Source organism: Acinetobacter pittii ATCC 19004 = CIP 70.29 (genome assembly GCF_000369045.1).
GTDB classification, from domain to species: domain Bacteria; phylum Pseudomonadota; class Gammaproteobacteria; order Pseudomonadales; family Moraxellaceae; genus Acinetobacter; species Acinetobacter pittii.
The window spans coordinates 377,930-395,976 of record NZ_KB849796.1 but is presented as its reverse complement, the minus strand read 5'-3'; the positions used below and the strand labels follow the sequence as shown (position 1 = coordinate 395,976).

Annotated in this window: 17 protein-coding genes and 1 pseudogene; 10 read left to right on the top strand and 8 right to left on the bottom strand. The window is 39.0% G+C overall.

Annotated features, from left to right (window positions below):
- Nucleotides 1-205 precede the first annotated feature (205 nt).
- Nucleotides 206-1,513: a hypothetical protein gene (locus F928_RS18315; protein ID WP_080564099.1), complete on the bottom strand. Its 1,308-nt coding sequence runs from the start codon at nt 1,511-1,513 to the stop codon at nt 206-208.
- Between the two features lie 59 nt (nt 1,514-1,572).
- On the opposite strand from F928_RS18315, the gene serB reads away from it, so the two are divergent.
- Nucleotides 1,573-2,796, top strand: a complete 1,224-nt coding sequence (gene serB, locus F928_RS18310; RefSeq protein WP_005078729.1) for a phosphoserine phosphatase SerB — start codon at nt 1,573-1,575, stop codon at nt 2,794-2,796.
- Between the two features lie 23 nt (nt 2,797-2,819).
- On the opposite strand, the gene F928_RS22740 is transcribed toward serB, so the two are convergent.
- Nucleotides 2,820-3,092 (bottom strand): hypothetical protein, encoded by a 273-nt coding sequence (locus F928_RS22740; RefSeq protein ID WP_016803107.1) that lies wholly within the window; start codon nt 3,090-3,092, stop codon nt 2,820-2,822.
- 113 nt (nt 3,093-3,205) lie between these two features.
- Here F928_RS22740 and aciT point away from each other — a divergent pair, with 113 nt between their 5' ends.
- Together aciT and F928_RS18300 are read left to right on the top strand one after the other, a co-directional pair.
- A complete protein-coding gene (gene aciT / locus F928_RS18305; RefSeq protein WP_002119105.1) occupies nt 3,206-3,541 on the top strand; it encodes a ciprofloxacin tolerance protein AciT in 336 nt (111 codons plus the stop codon).
- Nucleotides 3,542-3,792: 251 nt separating this feature from the next.
- Nucleotides 3,793-4,272 carry a hypothetical protein gene (locus tag F928_RS18300; protein ID WP_002119134.1) on the top strand — a complete coding sequence of 160 codons (480 nt, stop codon included), beginning with the start codon at nt 3,793-3,795 and terminating at the stop codon, nt 4,270-4,272.
- Between the two features lie 44 nt (nt 4,273-4,316).
- On the opposite strand, the gene dtd is transcribed toward F928_RS18300, so the two are convergent.
- Nucleotides 4,317-4,760, bottom strand: coding sequence for a D-aminoacyl-tRNA deacylase (gene dtd, locus F928_RS18295; RefSeq protein WP_005078726.1), 444 nt, complete (start codon nt 4,758-4,760; stop codon nt 4,317-4,319).
- Between the two features lie 168 nt (nt 4,761-4,928).
- On the opposite strand from dtd, the gene pncB reads away from it, so the two are divergent.
- From pncB to F928_RS22205, 5 genes and pseudogenes are all read left to right on the top strand, one after another.
- On the top strand, nt 4,929-6,143 hold the full coding sequence (pncB, locus tag F928_RS18290) for a nicotinate phosphoribosyltransferase (protein ID WP_005078724.1): 1,215 nt from the start codon (nt 4,929-4,931) through the stop codon (nt 6,141-6,143).
- Between the two features lie 148 nt (nt 6,144-6,291).
- Nucleotides 6,292-7,140, top strand: coding sequence for a sulfurtransferase (gene rhdA, locus F928_RS18285; RefSeq protein ID WP_016805908.1), 849 nt, complete (start codon nt 6,292-6,294; stop codon nt 7,138-7,140).
- Nucleotides 7,137-7,988 (top strand): archaetidylserine decarboxylase, encoded by an 852-nt coding sequence (gene asd, locus F928_RS18280; protein ID WP_002062283.1) that lies wholly within the window; start codon nt 7,137-7,139, stop codon nt 7,986-7,988. The genes rhdA and asd overlap by 4 nt, the downstream gene beginning before the upstream one ends.
- Before the next feature lie 427 nt (nt 7,989-8,415).
- Nucleotides 8,416-9,636: an acetamidase/formamidase family protein gene (locus F928_RS18275; RefSeq protein WP_005078720.1), complete on the top strand. Its 1,221-nt coding sequence runs from the start codon at nt 8,416-8,418 to the stop codon at nt 9,634-9,636.
- A gap of 130 nt (nt 9,637-9,766) precedes the next feature.
- Nucleotides 9,767-10,187 (top strand): annotated as a pseudogene (locus tag F928_RS22205) (hypothetical protein).
- Nucleotides 10,188-10,258: 71 nt separating this feature from the next.
- On the opposite strand, the gene F928_RS18270 reads toward F928_RS22205, so the two are convergent.
- Nucleotides 10,259-11,017 carry an AcfC family putative adhesin gene (locus F928_RS18270; protein WP_002119269.1) on the bottom strand — a complete coding sequence of 253 codons (759 nt, stop codon included), beginning with the start codon at nt 11,015-11,017 and terminating at the stop codon, nt 10,259-10,261.
- A 241-nt stretch (nt 11,018-11,258) separates the two neighbouring features.
- Here F928_RS18270 and F928_RS18265 point away from each other — a divergent pair, with 241 nt between their 5' ends.
- A complete protein-coding gene (locus F928_RS18265) occupies nt 11,259-12,455 on the top strand; it encodes an alpha/beta fold hydrolase (RefSeq protein ID WP_005078717.1) in 1,197 nt (398 codons plus the stop codon).
- Nucleotides 12,456-12,522: 67 nt separating this feature from the next.
- Here the strand turns inward: F928_RS18265 and phoR are convergent, their stop codons facing one another.
- The 3 genes from phoR to F928_RS18250 form a co-directional block, all read right to left on the bottom strand.
- Entirely contained in the window at nt 12,523-13,881 is a 1,359-nt protein-coding gene (gene phoR, locus F928_RS18260) for a phosphate regulon sensor histidine kinase PhoR (protein ID WP_002121907.1), read from the bottom strand.
- A gap of 9 nt (nt 13,882-13,890) precedes the next feature.
- On the bottom strand, nt 13,891-14,601 hold the full coding sequence (phoB, locus tag F928_RS18255; RefSeq protein ID WP_000650776.1) for a phosphate regulon transcriptional regulator PhoB: 711 nt from the start codon (nt 14,599-14,601) through the stop codon (nt 13,891-13,893).
- A 254-nt stretch (nt 14,602-14,855) separates the two neighbouring features.
- A complete protein-coding gene (locus F928_RS18250) occupies nt 14,856-15,527 on the bottom strand; it encodes a TetR/AcrR family transcriptional regulator (RefSeq protein WP_000224580.1) in 672 nt (223 codons plus the stop codon).
- 210 nt (nt 15,528-15,737) lie between these two features.
- Between F928_RS18250 and F928_RS18245 the strand changes: the two genes are divergently transcribed.
- Nucleotides 15,738-16,571, top strand: a complete 834-nt coding sequence (locus tag F928_RS18245; RefSeq protein WP_002121857.1) for an SDR family NAD(P)-dependent oxidoreductase — start codon at nt 15,738-15,740, stop codon at nt 16,569-16,571.
- 57 nt (nt 16,572-16,628) lie between these two features.
- On the opposite strand, the gene ypnP is transcribed toward F928_RS18245, so the two are convergent.
- Nucleotides 16,629-17,996 carry an MATE family efflux transporter gene (ypnP, locus tag F928_RS18240; protein ID WP_005078715.1) on the bottom strand — a complete coding sequence of 456 codons (1,368 nt, stop codon included), beginning with the start codon at nt 17,994-17,996 and terminating at the stop codon, nt 16,629-16,631.
- Nucleotides 17,997-18,047: the final 51 nt, after the last annotated feature.

Here is an 18,047-nt window from a genome sequence, read left to right as displayed (position 1 = left end):
TATTTAATAAATTTTGCATAGTTTACGCTGTTTAGAGAATTTTGCCTATGATTCTGATTTATCCAAATTTGTGACCTCTAAGAATAGATCGAGATTTATTTATACAAATAAATCATAAGAAAATGGAGTGGTTTTAAATAAAAGCCATGAATTTAAATAAAAAAACCTAGCCAAAAGGCTAGGTTCTGATGCGCGTAGTTACTTTTTATGAAGCTGCACTACTTGGACTATCATTTTGTGGGATTGATTTTTTCCCCATTAAAATTTCAGTCCGGATATTTTGAGCAAGTTCAGCACATTCTGCATTCATACCATTGATCATAAATGCATGACGTGTCATCACATTGCTTGGGTTTGGCATTGCAACAAGTTGGTAGCTGTCTTGAATTGCTTTGAGCTGTTCATTTTCGAGATATAAAGCAGATTCTTTAGCGTGAAGATGTTGTGCTAAACGTTGAGCCGCTTCTTTTGCATCGATTTGCATAGCTTCTACAGCATTACACGTTGCACTACGAGTTTGCAGCGCAAAACGTTTATCTTCACGGTAACGTTTATATAAAACATCTGAAAGTAGTTGGAATACGGTTCCAATCATAAGCAGACATTCTACGGCATGCGTATGAGAGGTTGAAATCGCAAGTGTCGCACCGTCGGCATTAAACTCCTCTACTACTTCAATATCTGTGAGCTTCAATTGGTAATGCTTAACGCATAACTCAATACTCTTGTTTAAAAAGAGCTGGCAGAGTTTGAAATAAGGAACAGATACCGATTGGTTAACACTGCTTAATAACTGTTTAGGATCATAAAACTGAATATTGAGTGCCAACGTATGTTGGTCAGCTGAATCTGAAGTTTTTTCGGCTTGTTGGCGAGCTGCTGGTTTCGCTTTCGCTTGTTGCTGCGCTTGTGCAACCAAAGTTACCGTATTTTGTTTTTCTAGAGCCAATGCTTGAGTTAACTGCTGAATTTCATGCTTCAAGCGGTTTTCTTCATTAATGCGTGCCAAATATTCGCTTCGTGTTGGACGAGCAATCGCGCGATAGGCAAGCCATAATAAAACATGCAAAAACAGAGAAGCTAAAATGGCAAGCCATTGAGTACGAAGAATTTCTCCAATACTTGGCTGAATCAACGTAACTTCGATAGATCCGACTTTCTTTTCATTTTGAAGGGCATCACGAGCAAAAATTTCGCCTTGGCGGGTTTTTGAAATTCCGCTCGTTGCTAGAACCTGTTTGTTCGCATCAAGAATGCGAATAGACGCAACACTTGGATTGGTCGCATAGCGATTGGCAATCAGAGCTAAAGACACCGTATTAGCAGGTTCAAGCTCGGATAAGCTGTCTGCAACGAGCTGACTGGTCATGAGCTGACCTTGACTCGCACGGTTTTCATTAAGCTGGTGTGTCGTTGCAATGACCAATAAAAAGGTATGCAATGCAAAACTAACGATCAGTAGGCTAGCAAATAGCCCTTGTCTAGGCGCAATCAAGTTAAACTTCCAAGGCAATTATATTGAAATTCGATTATGATTCTTACAATAGTTGTCACTCAGACTAGAGTCAATTCATGCGAGAAATCATTCTTATATCCTTTTTAGGACCGGACCAACCAAACCAGTTTACCCGATTAATGCAAGTACTATCCGTACATTCATTGCAAATACTGGATGTAGGTCAGGCTGTTATTCATAATCAACTTACATTAGGCATTGTGGTCGCTTCTGATAATGAAACTGCAACCGCATTGGCAATGAAAGAGATTCTGATTTTAGCACATGATATTGGCTTAACAGTGCGCTTTAAACCAATCACGGGCGCAGAATACGATCAATGGGTAAGTGAAGGTGGTCGGACTCGTTATATCGTCACGGCTTTAGCCCCAGAACTCACTGCTGCACATTTACAAGCGGTTACACAAATTGTGTCTAGCCAAGGCTTTAACATCGAAACGGTAACGCGTTTATCAGGTCGTGTCGACTTTGAAAAGGATAGCGCATTCCCACGCCGTGCCTGTGTACAGTTTGGTTTAAGTAGCGGCCCAACTTTAGATGCACAAGCTATGCGTGCTGCTTGTTTACTTCTTTCAAGCGAATTAAATATCGATGTTGCTGTTCAAGAAGACAATGCTTATCGACGCAATCGCCGTTTAGTGTGTTTCGATATGGACTCAACCTTAATTGAGCAAGAAGTGATTGATGAGTTGGCGATTGAAGCAGGGGTAGGCGCTCAAGTTGCTGAAATTACTGAAAGAGCGATGCAAGGTGAGCTTGATTTCCAGCAAAGCTTCCGTGCACGTGTTGCATTATTAAAAGGGCTTGATGCTGCTGTTTTACCTAAAATTGCAGAGCGTTTAACCATTACCGAAGGTGCAGAGCGTCTTATCTCGACCTTAAAGGCACTTGGTTATAAAACGGCAATTTTATCTGGTGGATTCCAGTATTTTGCTGAATATTTACAAGGCAAACTCGGTATTGATGAAGTTCACGCTAACATTTTAGATGTGCAAGACGGTTTCGTAACAGGCGAAGTGAAAGGTGCGATTGTAGATGGTGCCCGTAAAGCTGAGTTATTACGCGAACTTGCAAATAAGATGGGGATTTCTCTAGAGCAAGCGATGGCAGTAGGCGATGGTGCAAACGATTTACCGATGCTTGCGATTGCAGGTTTAGGGGTTGCTTATCGTGCAAAACCATTAGTACGCCAAAACGCAAATCAAGCGATTTCAAGTGTTGGTTTAGATGGTGTGCTTTATTTACTCGGTATGCATGATAAAGATTTAAATCGTGCTTAACCTATATAGATAAGCTTTAAGCGCTACTTCAGAGTAGCGCTTTTTTTATGCAGAATAGTCATAAAAACAAGCAAGTTATGACAAAATTTTGCACAGAAAAAAGGCAATAAAAAAATCTGAAAAAAACTTATTTTGGTCCTTAAAAACAGCATATTTTTTTGTAATGACACGCCAGAATTGATGCCATATAGGGAATCGAACTTTTTGAATTTTGCAAAAATGTAATGACAAAAGAATGTTGCGACAAAGTATGTCGCATTAAGAAAAAACGGGTCTTTTTTTCTAAAAAAAAACATCCATAATGCATCGTAAGCTTCAACACAAATCATGAATTAAAGTTGTTTTTGGAATGAGGTCGGGTATTAAAGACCGAATGTTTTTAGACGTTTTCATTAAGACGGAGGTTTCTATGGTAACAGCGAATTTTGCCGCTATCGCCGGATTCAGCTTAATTGCTGTCGCGCTTGTTGCTGTTTTCTTTTCTCCTTACCGTCGTTGGCTTGGTTTTATGCTTGCAGGGATGTTCTTTTGGGGGCTATTGGAAGTGGTCCGTTTTGGAGTTCAAGTCACTTTTGAAATGCCAGTCACATATAGTTATTTAACTGCATTAAGTCTAGCGATGGTAATGGTTACATTTATTTTGTTACGTGAGGATAAACAAGCACAAAAGGCATTGGCAAATCGCCAATATATAGAACACACGCCAGTATATGAAGATGATCAGCAGCAATGTTCTAGCCGATAATTAAATTGTTATCTAACGGTAAAAAGGTATGCACAGCATGCCTTTTTCATTTACGAAACGTGATTTTTATTATACAAAGCATTTATTAAAAAATAGCCAGTTATGCTACGATAGATGGGTCTGTTGACGTTTCATCTAGATTGCGTTGCCAGCTAAAAAATATCAATTGATGCATAAAACATAAGCAATGGTATGTCCTTGCTAAGTTTTGCTCTAAAGTTTTCATAAAAATACAATAGGCGTGAATGTTCATGAAACTTTCTTCCATACCTGTAGTCAAGTTACCTCTTGTTGATGTCAGTACAGACCCATTAGATTTGTTGGTAGCAGGTTTAGTGCTGCGTATGAAGCAGTTGGCGCGTACTAGCCCTAAGTTTATTGAACTGATTCATGACCGCGCATTCCGTATTCAGATCGGTACAGATTTAGGTGTTGCACGTCAGATCATTATTAATAATGGTCAGATTGATACTGTTGCAGGCGCACCTGAAAAAGCTGATTTTATTTTGCAATTTGCAGACAGTGAGCAAGGTGTAAAAACTTTGATCAAAGGTGACCCAACAGCATTTATGACGGGTATGCAAGACGGCAGCATTAAAATGGAAGGTGACTTCAGCCTATTGGTGTGGTTCAACCAAGTTGCTAAGCTCATTCCGCCTAAGTTACCAAAACCAGTAAAAGATAAAGTACGTCAGGCACGTGCTTTTATTAAAGAGAAAACTGGACGTTAATATCCAAATATAAAAAAACTCCCATTTTGGGAGTTTTTTTATATTTATGCTTCGACTTCTAGATTGAATGTCACCGGACCATCATTAATCAAATGAACTTTCATATCAGCTGCAAAAATTCCAGTTTGAACTTTCTCAAATTGAGAATGTGTATATTCAACCAATTGTTCATATAACGCTTTTGCGTCGCTAGGTGGCATTGCTGGGCCAAAGTCTGGACGCAGACCTTTTTGTGTTTGTGCCATCAAGGTAAATTGTGACACAAGCAAGATTCCACCATTTGCTTGAGACACGTTCCAGCCCATTTTGCCTTGTTCATCATCAAAAATTCGATATTTCAAAATCTTATCAATAAGCTTTTGGCCAATAGCTAAAGTATCATCTCTGCCAATGCCTAAAAACACCAGAAGGCCGTGTTGGATTTCGCCTGTAGTTTCACCATCTACGACTACTTTGGCTTCAAGAACTCGTTGTATTAAAGCGCGCATAGTTAAAGCAAATTTCTATAATTAATTGAATTAACGTAGTTTAGCAGAATTTAAATTAAATGATTTTTAAAAGGAAATTTCATGGAACTGCAACAATGGTATAAAACCTCGTAATTCATCCATAAAAATATGCTTTAATGCTAAGAAGCAAGCGAATAATCATTGACTATGTCTCCAATTATCCATTCTTTACTAGATACAGACTTGTACAAATTTACGATGCTACAAGTGGTTCTGCATAAATTCCCACAAACGCATAGTGTCTATCATTTTCGTTGCAGAAACTTAGAAGATACAGTCTATCCATTAGTGGATATTTTGGATGACTTAAACGAGCAACTCGACCATTTATGTAATCTCAAATATAAAGAAGACGAGCTACAATATTTAAGAAAATTACGATTTATTAAAAGCGACTTTGTCGATTACTTAGAATTATTCCAACTCAAACGTCGTTTTATTCAGGCTAGTATTGATGCCGAAGGTCGTTTAGATATTCATATTGAAGGACCGATGGTTCAGGCGATGATGTTCGAGATTTTTGTCCTAGCCATTGTAAACGAGTTGTATTTTAGCCGTATCAAAACAGATCAAGTTTGGGCCGAAGGCGAACGCCGTTTACAAGCAAAGCTCGATTTGATTCAGCAATATGAAAAATCTCAACAGCCAAACGATCCACCGTTTTTAGTTTCTGATTTCGGTACACGTCGTCGTTATAGCTTTGCTTGGCAAAAACATGTCGTAGCGGCATTTCATAAAACTGTACCAAATGTGTTCCGGGGTACAAGTAATGTGTTGCTGGCTAAAGAGCTTAACATTACACCGATCGGGACCATGGCACATGAATTCCTACAAGCGTTTCAGGCACTTGATGTACGTTTGCGTGATTTCCAAAAAGCTGCTTTAGAGACGTGGGTACAAGAGTACCGTGGAGATTTAGGAATCGCCCTAACCGATGTGGTAGGGATGGACGCTTTCTTACGCGACTTTGACCTGTATTTTGCCAAACTATTTGATGGTTTACGTCATGACAGTGGCGACCCGTATGAATGGGGTGATAAGGCGTATGCACATTACCGTAAATTAAAAATTGATACCAAAACCAAAATGCTGACCTTTAGCGATGGCCTTAATTTGCCAAAGGCATGGGAGTTGCATCAATACTTTAAAGATCGTTTTCAGGTGAGTTTCGGTATTGGTACTAACCTAACCAACGATATGGGGCAAAAGCCACTGAATATTGTGTTGAAACTGGTTGAATGTAATGGTCAGTCAGTTGCGAAGATCTCTGATAGTCCGGGTAAAACCATGACTGACAACGATACTTTCTTGGCCTATTTGCGTCAGGTTTTTGAAATCGAAGAACTTGAAGAAGTGGTTTAAGTAAAAAGTGGTCTCGCTATTTTTTATTCTTAAAAGTGAGAATGCTGATATCTGATTTTCTGCTAAAGCGTAGCAGAAAATCAGAGTTTGTTAGATATATGCTTATGCTAAGATTGAAAATAAGCTGGTATAAAAAGAAACCATGACGATGACACTCCCTGATTTTAAACTCGATTTATTAATAGAAGCAGAAGAATTAGTGCCTTATTTAGGTAATGAATATATTCGCATTATAGATTTGAGCCGTGCATCGGTTTATGAACAACTCCATATTCCACATGCCATTCATTTACAGCCTAAATGGTTAGTGGCTCAACAAGAAGAAGCCACTGGTGTTTTGCCGGATGAAGCGGGTTTGCAAGCACTGATTGAAAAATTGAATATTTCACCTAATCATCATGTTGTGGTCTATGACGATGAAGGTGGGGCATGGGCTGGGCGTTTAATCTGGAATTTGCATTGCCTAGGATTTACCCGTACCAGTTTAATTAACGGGGGTATCCATGCATGGTTAGGTGCAGGCTTACCCACTACAGCAGAAGTCGAAAAAGTTTCTCCTGTTACAGACTTAATTCAAATTGATTTATCACATGCCGCTCAGTTCCGTGTGAACTATGAAGAGCTACGCAAACAAGTTGAGCAAGAAAGTGTGCAACTGTGGGATTGCCGGACGAGCGATGAATATAGTGGTGTCCGTTTAGCAGCGCGACGCGGCGGTCACATTCCAAATGCTCTCCATTTTGAATGGAGTACTGCACTTAATCGTCAAAATCATCTAAAATTGCATCCGCTTGAACGCACGCGGCAGCGCCTTGAACAACTTGGGTTCGATTTACAACAACCTGTAGTTGTGTACTGCCAGTCACATCACCGTTCCGGTTTGGCCTATATTCTGGCTAAACTCTTGGGCTGGGAAGCAAAAGCCTATGATGGTGCGTGGAGTGAATGGGGCAATCGCCTCGATAGTCCTATTATTACTGGAGAATCACCGTCGTGAGTTTCACATCTCGATTAAAAAAAGAATTATTTATTAAGGCACAAAACCTTGTACCACAGCATCAATTGAGCCGTGTGGTAGGTAAAGTTGCTGCGAGTGAAAATCCAGTTGTGAAAAACGCTGTTATTCATGCGTTTAAAGCTAAATATGGGATTGATTTATCGATTGCTGAACAAGGCAATGCACTGAAATATAAATCTTTTAATGACTTTTTTACCCGTGCATTAAAAGAAGGTGTACGTCTGATTGATGAAAATGCAGATAGCATCGTGTCCCCAGCAGATGGCGCAATTTCCCAAATTGGTAAGATCACTGCGGGTGAAGTCTTTCAAGCAAAAGGTCAAAGTTTCTCTGTAGAGAAATTAATTGGCGATCCACAACTTGCTCAACCATTCCAAGACGGTGAGTTCGCGACAGTTTATTTATCACCGCGTGATTACCATCGTGTTCATATGCCATTTGCAGGGACATTAACAGAAACATTATATGTGCCAGGCGAGCTATTTTCGGTAAATCAGGTCACTGCTGAAAATGTACCTGGATTATTTGCTCGTAATGAACGTATGGTGTGTTTGTTCGATACTGAACTTGGCCGTATGGCTGTTGTTCTAGTGGGTGCGATGATTGTTGCTGGTATTGAAACTGTGGCAACAGGCAAGGTAAAACCTTCAGGCCGTATTGAATTGCAACATCATCAGTTAAAGCTAGAGAAAGGTGCTGAGCTTGGACGTTTTTATTTAGGTTCTACAGCCGTTATTTTATTTGAAAAAGATAAGATCGAATGGGAACAACGTTTTAAAGCTGAGTCTGTAGTTGTAATGGGCGAGCGCATGGGACATACCATTTAGTCCGTTATATTGCCTCCTAAAAACAAGTAAACCCTGACTTTAATTATTCAGGGTTTTTTTGATTTAAATTATATAAAAGTAAAATATATAATTATGTTTGGATTTATATTATATAGAAATATAATTATTATTAAGTGATCTAAATGAGTACGTTATATAAGCTAGTCTATAAATATGTATCTGAAAAGAGCAAAAATATTAATATGATTGAAAATTAATAAATAAAAATAGAATGAAATATTTAAGTTAGACTTAAGTCGAGGTTTTAATTTTATTTGAAGATAAGTTATTAAATCTAAAAAATTTATTTAGTTTTTTTATAAGCATGAAGCGCTTTTTAGATATTACACAACTTTAGCCTTGGCACAATGCTTGCTACTTGTTCAGGACTTTACTGTAACTTTCATATTTTTTAGGTTCTGAAATCATGTTAAAAGTTAAACGCCTGACAGCTTCGGTTTTATCTGTACTTTGTATTTCACTCACCCATGCAGATGATTTTAAAGTTTTAAATCAAATTTCAAAACAGCCTACTCAACTTCAAAGTGGCGAATATAAAGGTAATTATTATGTTCCCTCTACTTTAAATACCATTACATGGGGCTATTTACCAAATCGAGATGCTAAACCCGTGCTTACTGTTCCGTCGGGTAGTGTCGTAACATTTGATACGGTTTCTCATGAAGGTTTGCTTGAAGACCAAGGGCGTAATGCTGAAAAGTTTTTTAAATCGAAGGGTGTAAATTCTAATCAAATATTGGAAGATGCAAAAACAATTACGCAGTCAAATTTAAAGCATGATTTTCATAAAGATGGGCCGCATATTGTGACAGGCCCTGTTGCAATTGAAGGCGCACAGCCCGGTGATATTCTAAAAGTTGAAGTACTTAAAGTTGAGCCACGTGTTCCTTATGGTGTGATTTCAAATCGACATGGTAAAGGTGCTTTAGTAGGAGAGTTTCCTAAAAAAGTAAAGCAAGAAAATGCATCGGCTGAGCATCCTGAACGTTATGGAAATGTATCGATTTTCACCCCAATCGAAAAAAATGCTAAAGGTGAATACGAAGGTGTATTAAAAACAGAATCTGGTAAATCAATACGTTTTCCGCTCTATCCTTTTATGGGAATTATGGGGGTAGCAGCCAATACGTCTGAGCCTGTTCACTCCGTACCCCCTGCAATGTATGGCGGAAATATTGATATTAATGAACTAGGTGCAGGTTCAACTGCGTATTATCCTGTTCAGGTTAAAGGTGCATTATTCTATACGGGTGATAGTCATTTCGCGCAAGGCGATGGGGAAGTGGCATTAACGGCACTAGAAGCTTCAGCCCGCGCCACACTGAAATTTACCTTACTCAAAGCAGGTAAGGACAAAATACCGGGCAAAGAGCTAAAACAACCTTTAGCTGAAAATGCTGAGTTTTGGATTACACCGGGACTTGATGAAGATCTTGATGAAGCGATGAAAAAGTCTACACGTGAAGCCATTCGTTTCTTAAACCAAGAATACGGTATTGATGAAGCGACAGCGTATGCCTATTTAAGTGCCGCGACTGATTTTGAAGTTTCACAAGTAGTAGATAAAACCAAAGGTATTCATGCAAAAATCAGAAAAGCTGATTTTAAAGAGTTTGAGAGTAAATAATTGAGATGACCTAAGCTTGGTATTTAAAATATTAAATACCAAGTTAATTTTATTTTAACTATTTATAAGTTTTATATATTTTATAATTAAGTATAATAAATCTCACATATATTGATTAGTATAAAATCTAATGCAATCACTTCCTAACGTTCTACTATATTTGGCTGCACTATTAACATTCTGTGCCGCATTACTTCATTTTTTTTTGTGTGTTCTGGGGAGCAAATAGTTTTCGGTTTTTAGGGGCTGGTAAAAGTATTGTCCAGATGGTCGAAAGAGGGCACTGGTATCCTAATTTTACAGCTATAACTGTGGGATTAATTCTAACAGTATGTGCTACATATGCCTTCTTTGCAGCAAAGGGAATACAGATATTACCTTTTACCAAAATTATTCTGTCGCTTGTTGCAGCGGTTTTTCTTATCCGTGGTTTTGCTTTTCCATGGTTAAAATCAAAATTTGTGGGAAATAGTGATTTATTTTGGTATATCAGTTCAGCCTTTTGTTTAGTACTAGGCACTTTATATGCCGCAGGCGTATATTTAATTTGAAACGAATATATTCTAGGTGAACTAGAGTGAATAATTTTAAAAAATAAAAGGGAGCTTGGCTCCCTTTTTAATTATTTAGTCCAACCATATTTTTTGAAAATAGTATTGCCTTGTTGTGAAGATAGAAAATCTACAAAACGTTTAGCCTCGTCATCTTTTAAACTATGTTTAGTCAAGGCTACACCTGTGTCACGATAGACAACTAGCTCTGGTTCGATAGGGATAATTTGTCCAACGTCTGGGTTACTGATTCCCCAAATATTAAAGACTAACCAAGCATCATAGCTGCTATTTTCTTCCCAGTTTTTCTTGGCAATACCTGTGTTGGCTGCATAGGTAACAATATTCTTTCGAAAAGCTTTTGTTAATTGGATATTTCCAGTTCTGCCAGCGATATCTTCCCACATACCAACTTGACCTGCACCATGTGTAACTAAAACCTTAACGCCAGATTTAGCGAGGTCTTTAAATCCTTTAATATTTTTAGGATTTCCTTTTCTCACCAAAATCGCTGCGGGGCGTAAATATAAAGGTTCAACCGAGTCTTTTATAATTTGCTCAGAAAATGTATTTTCGAAATCAGACATCATGGCTTCGGAACCACTATAGATAACATCTGCATCTAGTTTCGCTTTTTCAGACCATTGAGCAGTAGGACCAGAAGTCACATGAACTGCTATTCCTGTCTTATTGGTGAATTGTTTGGCGGCTTCTTTCATAGCGGGTGCTGGCCCACCCGGACCATATACTTGTACATCTGCAAAACTATGGATGGATAGAGAACCGAGAATAAGAAAAATCAGGTAGGGTATAAATTTTTGTTTTGGCATTTTAATCGCTATCGTAATTAAGAAAATATCAGCATATATTTTTTATTATTGAAATTGGATTAATTTTTGCAACGATATTTATAATACATATTCTTTAAAATATATTTAATGAGATTTTAAGAGACTATATAAATGTAAATTATTTTGAGTTGAATATAAATATAGAAGATTCTATGGTAATTTATATTTTATAAATTAATTATTTAATTAGATGTAATTTAAATAATAGAGGAGTAATCCCTTGATTAGAAAAAGTAATTCTTTTTTAAAAATTTTATTTAGCAGTATTTTTTTGGCATCTGGTTCTGCTATGGCTGCTCCAATTACAGATTTGGGTAAGCAAATTGTGAGCGAAAAACCGGGTTCAATATTGTCGCTAGAACAGCAAGCTGTGACGAATTTATTTCCTCATGCAGATCAGCGCTTGTTGGTCAATTATCGTAGTCGAGGTATTCAGGGTGAACCTATTGTTGCATCGGCTTTTATTTTATTACCAAAAGGAACGCCACCAAAAAATGGCTGGCCGATACTTGCTTGGGCGCATGGTACGACTGGGGTTGCTGATACTTGTGCACCTTCGGGTGATTATGCCGGTGGACCAGTTCATTCATATCAGGAAGTTGCTTCAAAAGCGTTAGATGGTTGGCTTGCACGAGGCTATGCGGTTGTTGCACCTGATTATCAAGGTTTAGGTACACCAGGTGGGCATCCTTACATGAATGCAAAGAGCCAACTGCATACAGTGGTTGATGCAGTGCGTGCATTACATTTGCTTAAGCCCAAGAGCTTTAATAAACAGTGGTTGGTGATGGGGCACAGTCAAGGTGGGGCTGCGGCAATTGCAGTGTCTGCCTATGGTCAAAAAGATGCGCCCGAATTAGATTTAAAAGGGGCAATTGCTCTTGCGCCAGGCGGCTATCAATATGAAGGCATCGCAGAATATGTGCAGAGTAATCCAAACCCAGAACCAAGTGTGGCAGCTTTCTTCCCGATTGTATTATTGGGTGCGCAAGCAGCAGATCCAAGCATCATTCCTGAAAAGCTGGTAAGTCCTGAAATGAACACTGTGCTGACTCAAGCACGTAGTCGCTGTTTATCTGAACTTCAATCTGATTTGAAGAAGTCTCCTTCTAGCATATTTCGCCCTAACGCAGACTTAAAACCTCTTTTGGCTTATCTTAAAAAGCAGTCCATTGAAAATATGGTGCCGACTGTGCCGTTAATGATTGTTCAAGGCTCTAAAGATCATTTAGTCGACCCTAGAGGGACATCTGCTTATTACCAACAGCTATGTAAATTAAAAAAACCAACTATTTATCAAACGATTGATGGTGGCGATCACCGTGATGCACTGCGTCAAAGTAATACTTTTGCCACTCACTTTTTAAATGTCATAGAGAAAAATCAGACAAAATCGTATTGCTCGAATTCTAAGTAAATTGGTTTAAATAATACAAAAAAGCCGACTTTTCATGAGTCGGCTTTTTAAATGTGAGAGGGCAACTTTAGGTCATGTTATATAGTCTTTCTTTTGGAAAAACTGCGGTAAATGTTGATCCTTCGTTTTCTTTAGACTGCACATCTAAATAAGCGCCGTGTTGCATCAGCACATGTTTTACAATCGCTAAGCCTAAACCTGTACCACCTGTTTGACGACTACGGTCGCTATCAACACGATAGAAGCGTTCAGTCAGTCGTGGCAAATGTTTAGGGTTAATTCCGATGCCTGTGTCTTGCACACTAAAGTATGCATGTTCGCCATCATCATGCCAGCCAATGGTAATGGTTCCACCTTTTGGCGTGTACTTGATAGCATTCGTAATTAAATTACTAAATGCGCTGGCAATTTCCATATCGGAACCAATTAGGTCACAGTGGCTATCAATATGTAAATTGAGCGTGTGTCCATAATCAGCATTGTAGGCCTGAGCATCATCAAACAATTGATTCATTAAGCTCGGCATTTCAATAATCTGGTTTTTTGCGATTTTCTTATTATTTTCTAAATTTGATAACAGTAGTAAATCATTGACCAACGCATTCATACGTTTGGTTTGTGATTGCATCTGGTCAAATGCACGTTTCCAGCGTGGGCTAATATCTTCCTGATCGGTAAAGGTTTCGATATAACCACTGAGCACGGTTAATGGGGTACGAAGTTCATGCGAAATATTGTCGACAAAGTCTTTACGCATTTGCTCAAGGTTGTGCATACGTGTCACATCGTAAGCCACCAATAAACGACTTTCTCCACCAAATCGAGTGAGCTTAACCTGTACATAACGGTCATCATCAAAATTGGAATGCAGCTTAATCCCATCAGGTGCCTGATCAATATTGTTAAAATATTCAATAAAAGTAGGCTGACGTAAAATGGTTAATAAGTTGCGGCCACGGTCGAGAGGACTGATTCCTAACAAACGTTCGGCAGCAGGGTTCCACCACTCGATTTGATGTTGGTCATCAATGAGTACAACCGCTTCAGCAAGAGCAACTAATGAAGACTGAGCCCGGTCAATTAAACCGACCATTTCGGCCTGAACAATTCGTTCCTGACGCTGAGCACGGTAAACATTAAATAACAATGCCCCCCAAATCCCGTTAAGGTTTGGAGGAACGTCATAAGGTTTATTCGCAATCCAGTCATTGACCAGATATAAAGAACGCAACTGGAGTGTAAAAAACACCACGAAGGCGATAAAAATACAGCTCCAGAAATACCCAATACCGAAACCGACTAAACCGGCAATAATTAGAAAAAATAATAAAAGCCGTAAATCTTGTTTGGCAAACGTCCATAAACTACTGTAGCGAGAAAGCTTTTGTTCACGTACCTGTTCAGGGACGGGGTAGGGTTCATACATAAATCTTGGTTAACCTGCGGCTAAATCTGCACGTGTTGAGAAACGGTAGCCAGTTCCACGTACAGTCTGAACAAATCGGTCAACACCAAAAGGTTCTAACACTTTACGTAAACGACGGATATGCACATCGATAGTGCGGTCTTCAATATATACATTACCGCCCCATACCTGATCGAGCAACTGGGCACGCGTATAGGCACGTTCTGGATGGGTCATAAAAAACGCAAGTAAGCGATATTCAGTTGGGCCCATATCTAAAATACTGTTACCAAAGCTAACACGCTGGCTTACAGGATCAAGAATTAAACCATTGGCATCAATTGTTTTTTCACCACTTAATGCATTCGCGCGGCGCAGAACTGCCTTAATACGTGAAACCAGTTCACGTGTTGAGAAAGGCTTCGTCATGTAATCATCTGCACCCGCATCAAGACCTTGTACTTTATGGTCTTCTTCTCCGCGAGCGGTCAGCATAATCACTGGAATTTCTGCTAAATTCTCATCGCGTTTTAAGCGGCGACATAAATCGACACCACTTACACCTCCAGGTAACATCCAATCAAGCAAGATAAGCGCCGGACGTTGGTCGACGATAATTTGATGAGCCTGTTTGGCATCTTCTGCCTGTAAACACTGAAAACCTGCCATGTCCAAAGAAGTATGGATCATTTCACGAATAGGAAGCTCATCATCGACAATTAAAATATAGTCATCTTTCACAACGCAATATCCTATAGATTTAACGGTGAACCGTTTTGTAGTTATGACAGGCTTATTACAAAGATTAATTATGACAATTTCATTGCAGAAAAGTCTATAAAAATGAATTTAGCAATAATTTGTGACAAAACTACGGCAAAGGTATGACCAAATTATGACATCTAAGCCTCAAACTTTCTAAAATCATTCAATAGGTTATCACCTTAATTGCTTCGCTATTTTTTCACATTTTTAGCTGTCAAAAAACTTTAATATTATTTTGAAACTTGAGCTAATAAAGATAAGAAAACGATACGGCATGCAGTTAAAACCTGCTCAAGAGACTGCTCAAACCCTCCCATCACCCATCGAATTGCAATTTGAGTGACATATCCATTCAAACCAGTTGCGATTAAAGACAGCTCATTTTCATGGTGCTGAATTTGGGGCATGGTCAGCATAACAAAGGCTTGAATCATGCGATCAAATTGCGCAAGTGTTTCTTGAATGGTGGCTTGATTATGTAATTCTTGTACCAAGACTGCGTCGACATAGACAATACGAGCTAATCTGGGGTCATCTTTTAATGTCGTCAGCAGTGCTCTTAAACCTGCATCAACCATTTTTTCTGGATCGGGGGCAGCTTTAATCACGGCTTGCATCAGATTTTGCTGTAATTCTTCAATCATTTTTAAAAAGATGGTTTGGAATAAATCTTCACTCTTTTTAAATGATTCATAAAAATAACGTTCGGTGAGTTTTGCCTCTTGGCAGACATCTTTTACCGTCACTGAAAAAAAACCAAGGGTTCCGTAGGTTGCAATACCCGCTTCAATCAGCTTTTCACGGCGTGCCTCTTTACGTTCAGATAGAGATAACCCTTTGAACTGACGTTCTTTACTCACACTTTTTGTTTTCTTTTTACTGGTTGAGTCGTTAGTCGCCATAAATAAATTGTTTCCTGAAGAATGGTTTCCTAATTTATAGGTTTTAGCCAAATATGCTCACTATGATAAAGCCCTCAGCAGAATTGTGCCATTCTATCTGAAATTACAGTGTACTATATTGACAATGTGTATTGTCAAAATTATATTGAAGGTGTCTAAAGTGCACATGCAATGAACCGGTTGTGCAAAACGAAAAACAAAGGATGGACAATGAAAAATTTTAAAAACAAAGTCGCTGCAATTACGGGCGCGGGTTCTGGCATTGGGCAACAGTTAGCAATTCTTTTGGCAAAACAGGGCTGCCATCTTTCGTTGAGTGATATTAATGAAAAAGGATTACAACAAACTGTCGAGCTTTTAAAGCCGTACAGCAATATTACTGTTACCACCAAAAAGCTTGATGTGTCTGACCGTGAAGCGGTAAAACAGTGGGCGCAAGAAACTGTGCAAGATCATGGTTCTGTTAACCTGATTTTTAACAATGCTGGCGTTGCGTTAGGTTCGACTGTTGAAGGCGCAACCTACGAAGATTTAGAGTGGATTGTTGGGATTAACTTCTGGGGTGTTGTATATGGTACTAAAGAATTTTTACCGTTCATTAAGCAAACTCAAGATGGGCATATTATTAACATCTCGAGCTTATTTGGTCTGACTGCTCAACCAACCCAATCTGGCTATAATGCAACTAAATTTGCTGTACGCGGCTTTACCGAATCGTTACGCCAAGAGTTGGATATTGAAAAAAGTGGCGTGAGTTCTTTGTGCGTACATCCGGGGGGAATTCGCACCAATATTGCTAAAGCTGCAAAAATGAGTGATAGCTTGAGTACTTTAGGTATGGACCCAGCTAAATCGATTCAAAACTTTGATAAGTTCCTACGTACCCCACCAGAAGAAGCGGCACGTCAAATCCTGGATGCCGTTTTGAAAAATAAACGCCGTTTATTGATTGGTAGTGATGCAAAATTTCTTGATGCATTGCAGCGTTTGTTCCCAACAGGATATCAACGTGCTTCAACCGTTGTGACCAAATGGATGAAATAAGATTCAAATTAAAAAAAGCCATCAAATGATGGCTTTTTTTATGTGGCTTGGATGGTTCTAAATAAGAACTTTGATCGTCTTTTTCTTCCAGATAAATTGATAATACAAGCCTTGAATAATACATAGACTGACAAATGCCAAGGCATACGCAACCCAAATGCCTTTAAGTCCCCACATTGAGCTAAACCAGTAAGCGCATGGAATTTCAATAAATAAAATGGCAGAGATGTTAATCAGCATTGGAACAGTCACGGTACCGCTCGCACGCATGATAGATGCAAAAATGGCACCTGCACCAAAGAATAAAATCGCCCAAAGTACAATAAACAAAAGCTGTTGACCTAACACCACCACAGTTGGGTCGGTAATAAACAAAGCCATTAAATATTTTGAAAATAGATAACCAAGTGCAATTAAGGCACCTGTAAATAAAAAGTTCATTCCCAGAGCCGTACGGGTTACTCGCGCTAATAGATCTGATTTACCCGCACCAATCGCTTGCGCTGCAAAAATTGAGGCTGCGATGGAGATCGAAATCGCTGGAAACTGAATGTAGTTGAGCACCTGATTCACTGCACCATACGCTGCTGTAGCATGTGAACCATAATGGTTAACCAACCCAACAATAACTAAACCCGCCATTGAGGTCGTAATCATTTGAATACCCGTTGGGACGCCTAAGCGTAAAATGATTTTGCTCAGTTCTGGATTATGACGGATATGTTGCAGAAGCTGACGATTCGGCCGAAGCGAATGATTTTTCTTGTTAAGATAAATCGCGAGAAAAATTAATATTGCGATATAACTAATAATTGATGCTATAGCAGGAGCAATAATCCCTAGGGCAGGAAAGCCAAAATAACCTTTGAGAAGAATTGGTGTAATAGTTACACCGATGACACTGGTTAAAGCGAGGGCCAGTAAAGGGGTCGTACTGTCTCCCACTCCACGTAAAATTGAGGTATAGATAATATAGACGAACAGAAGTGGACTACCCGCCAACATCCATTGTACATAAGGCAAAGCAAGATGCATTACCTTGGGATCTGTACCTAAAAGCTCCAAAATATCATGGGCGAAAAACACACCAAGAATCGCGGTAATAATTCCACCAATGATGGTCATAAACAGGGTAGAACCGACCACACTTTGGACTTTCTCTATATTTTGCGCACCCCATGCTTGCCCTACTAAAACAGTAGTACCCGTTGAAATCCCAATAATAAAAGCGAGTAGTAAAAATAAGATAGGGAAATATACAGAAACTGCCGCAATTGCATCTACTCCCATCATTTGACCAACAAAGATGGTGTTAATAGTTCCCGACAAGTTCTGCAAAATATTGGTTGCAATCAAGGGTAGCAAGAAAACAAAAAATGTTTTCCATAGATTTTGCTGTTGAATTAAGGACTGTCTTGGTGGCATGTGTTCTCCATCGCCCATCTCTTTGATGAGCGGGGCGGATATTCAACTTAG

Excerpts from the sequence above, each read along its gene's own strand:
- serB (WP_005078729.1), top strand. The coding sequence starts at position 1,573 with ATGCGAGAAATCATTCTTATATCCTTTTTAGGACCGGACCAACCAAAC.
- F928_RS22740 (WP_016803107.1), bottom strand. The coding sequence starts at position 3,092 with ATGTTTTTTTTTAGAAAAAAAGACCCGTTTTTTCTTAATGCGACATAC.
- aciT (WP_002119105.1), top strand. The coding sequence starts at position 3,206 with ATGGTAACAGCGAATTTTGCCGCTATCGCCGGATTCAGCTTAATTGCT.
- F928_RS18300 (WP_002119134.1), top strand. The coding sequence starts at position 3,793 with ATGAAACTTTCTTCCATACCTGTAGTCAAGTTACCTCTTGTTGATGTC.
- dtd (WP_005078726.1), bottom strand. The coding sequence starts at position 4,760 with ATGCGCGCTTTAATACAACGAGTTCTTGAAGCCAAAGTAGTCGTAGAT.
- pncB (WP_005078724.1), top strand. The coding sequence starts at position 4,929 with ATGTCTCCAATTATCCATTCTTTACTAGATACAGACTTGTACAAATTT.
- rhdA (WP_016805908.1), top strand. The coding sequence starts at position 6,292 with ATGACACTCCCTGATTTTAAACTCGATTTATTAATAGAAGCAGAAGAA.
- F928_RS18275 (WP_005078720.1), top strand. The coding sequence starts at position 8,416 with ATGTTAAAAGTTAAACGCCTGACAGCTTCGGTTTTATCTGTACTTTGT.
- F928_RS18270 (WP_002119269.1), bottom strand. The coding sequence starts at position 11,017 with ATGCCAAAACAAAAATTTATACCCTACCTGATTTTTCTTATTCTCGGT.
- phoR (WP_002121907.1), bottom strand. The coding sequence starts at position 13,881 with ATGTATGAACCCTACCCCGTCCCTGAACAGGTACGTGAACAAAAGCTT.
- F928_RS18250 (WP_000224580.1), bottom strand. The coding sequence starts at position 15,527 with ATGGCGACTAACGACTCAACCAGTAAAAAGAAAACAAAAAGTGTGAGT.
- F928_RS18245 (WP_002121857.1), top strand. The coding sequence starts at position 15,738 with ATGAAAAATTTTAAAAACAAAGTCGCTGCAATTACGGGCGCGGGTTCT.
- ypnP (WP_005078715.1), bottom strand. The coding sequence starts at position 17,996 with ATGCCACCAAGACAGTCCTTAATTCAACAGCAAAATCTATGGAAAACA.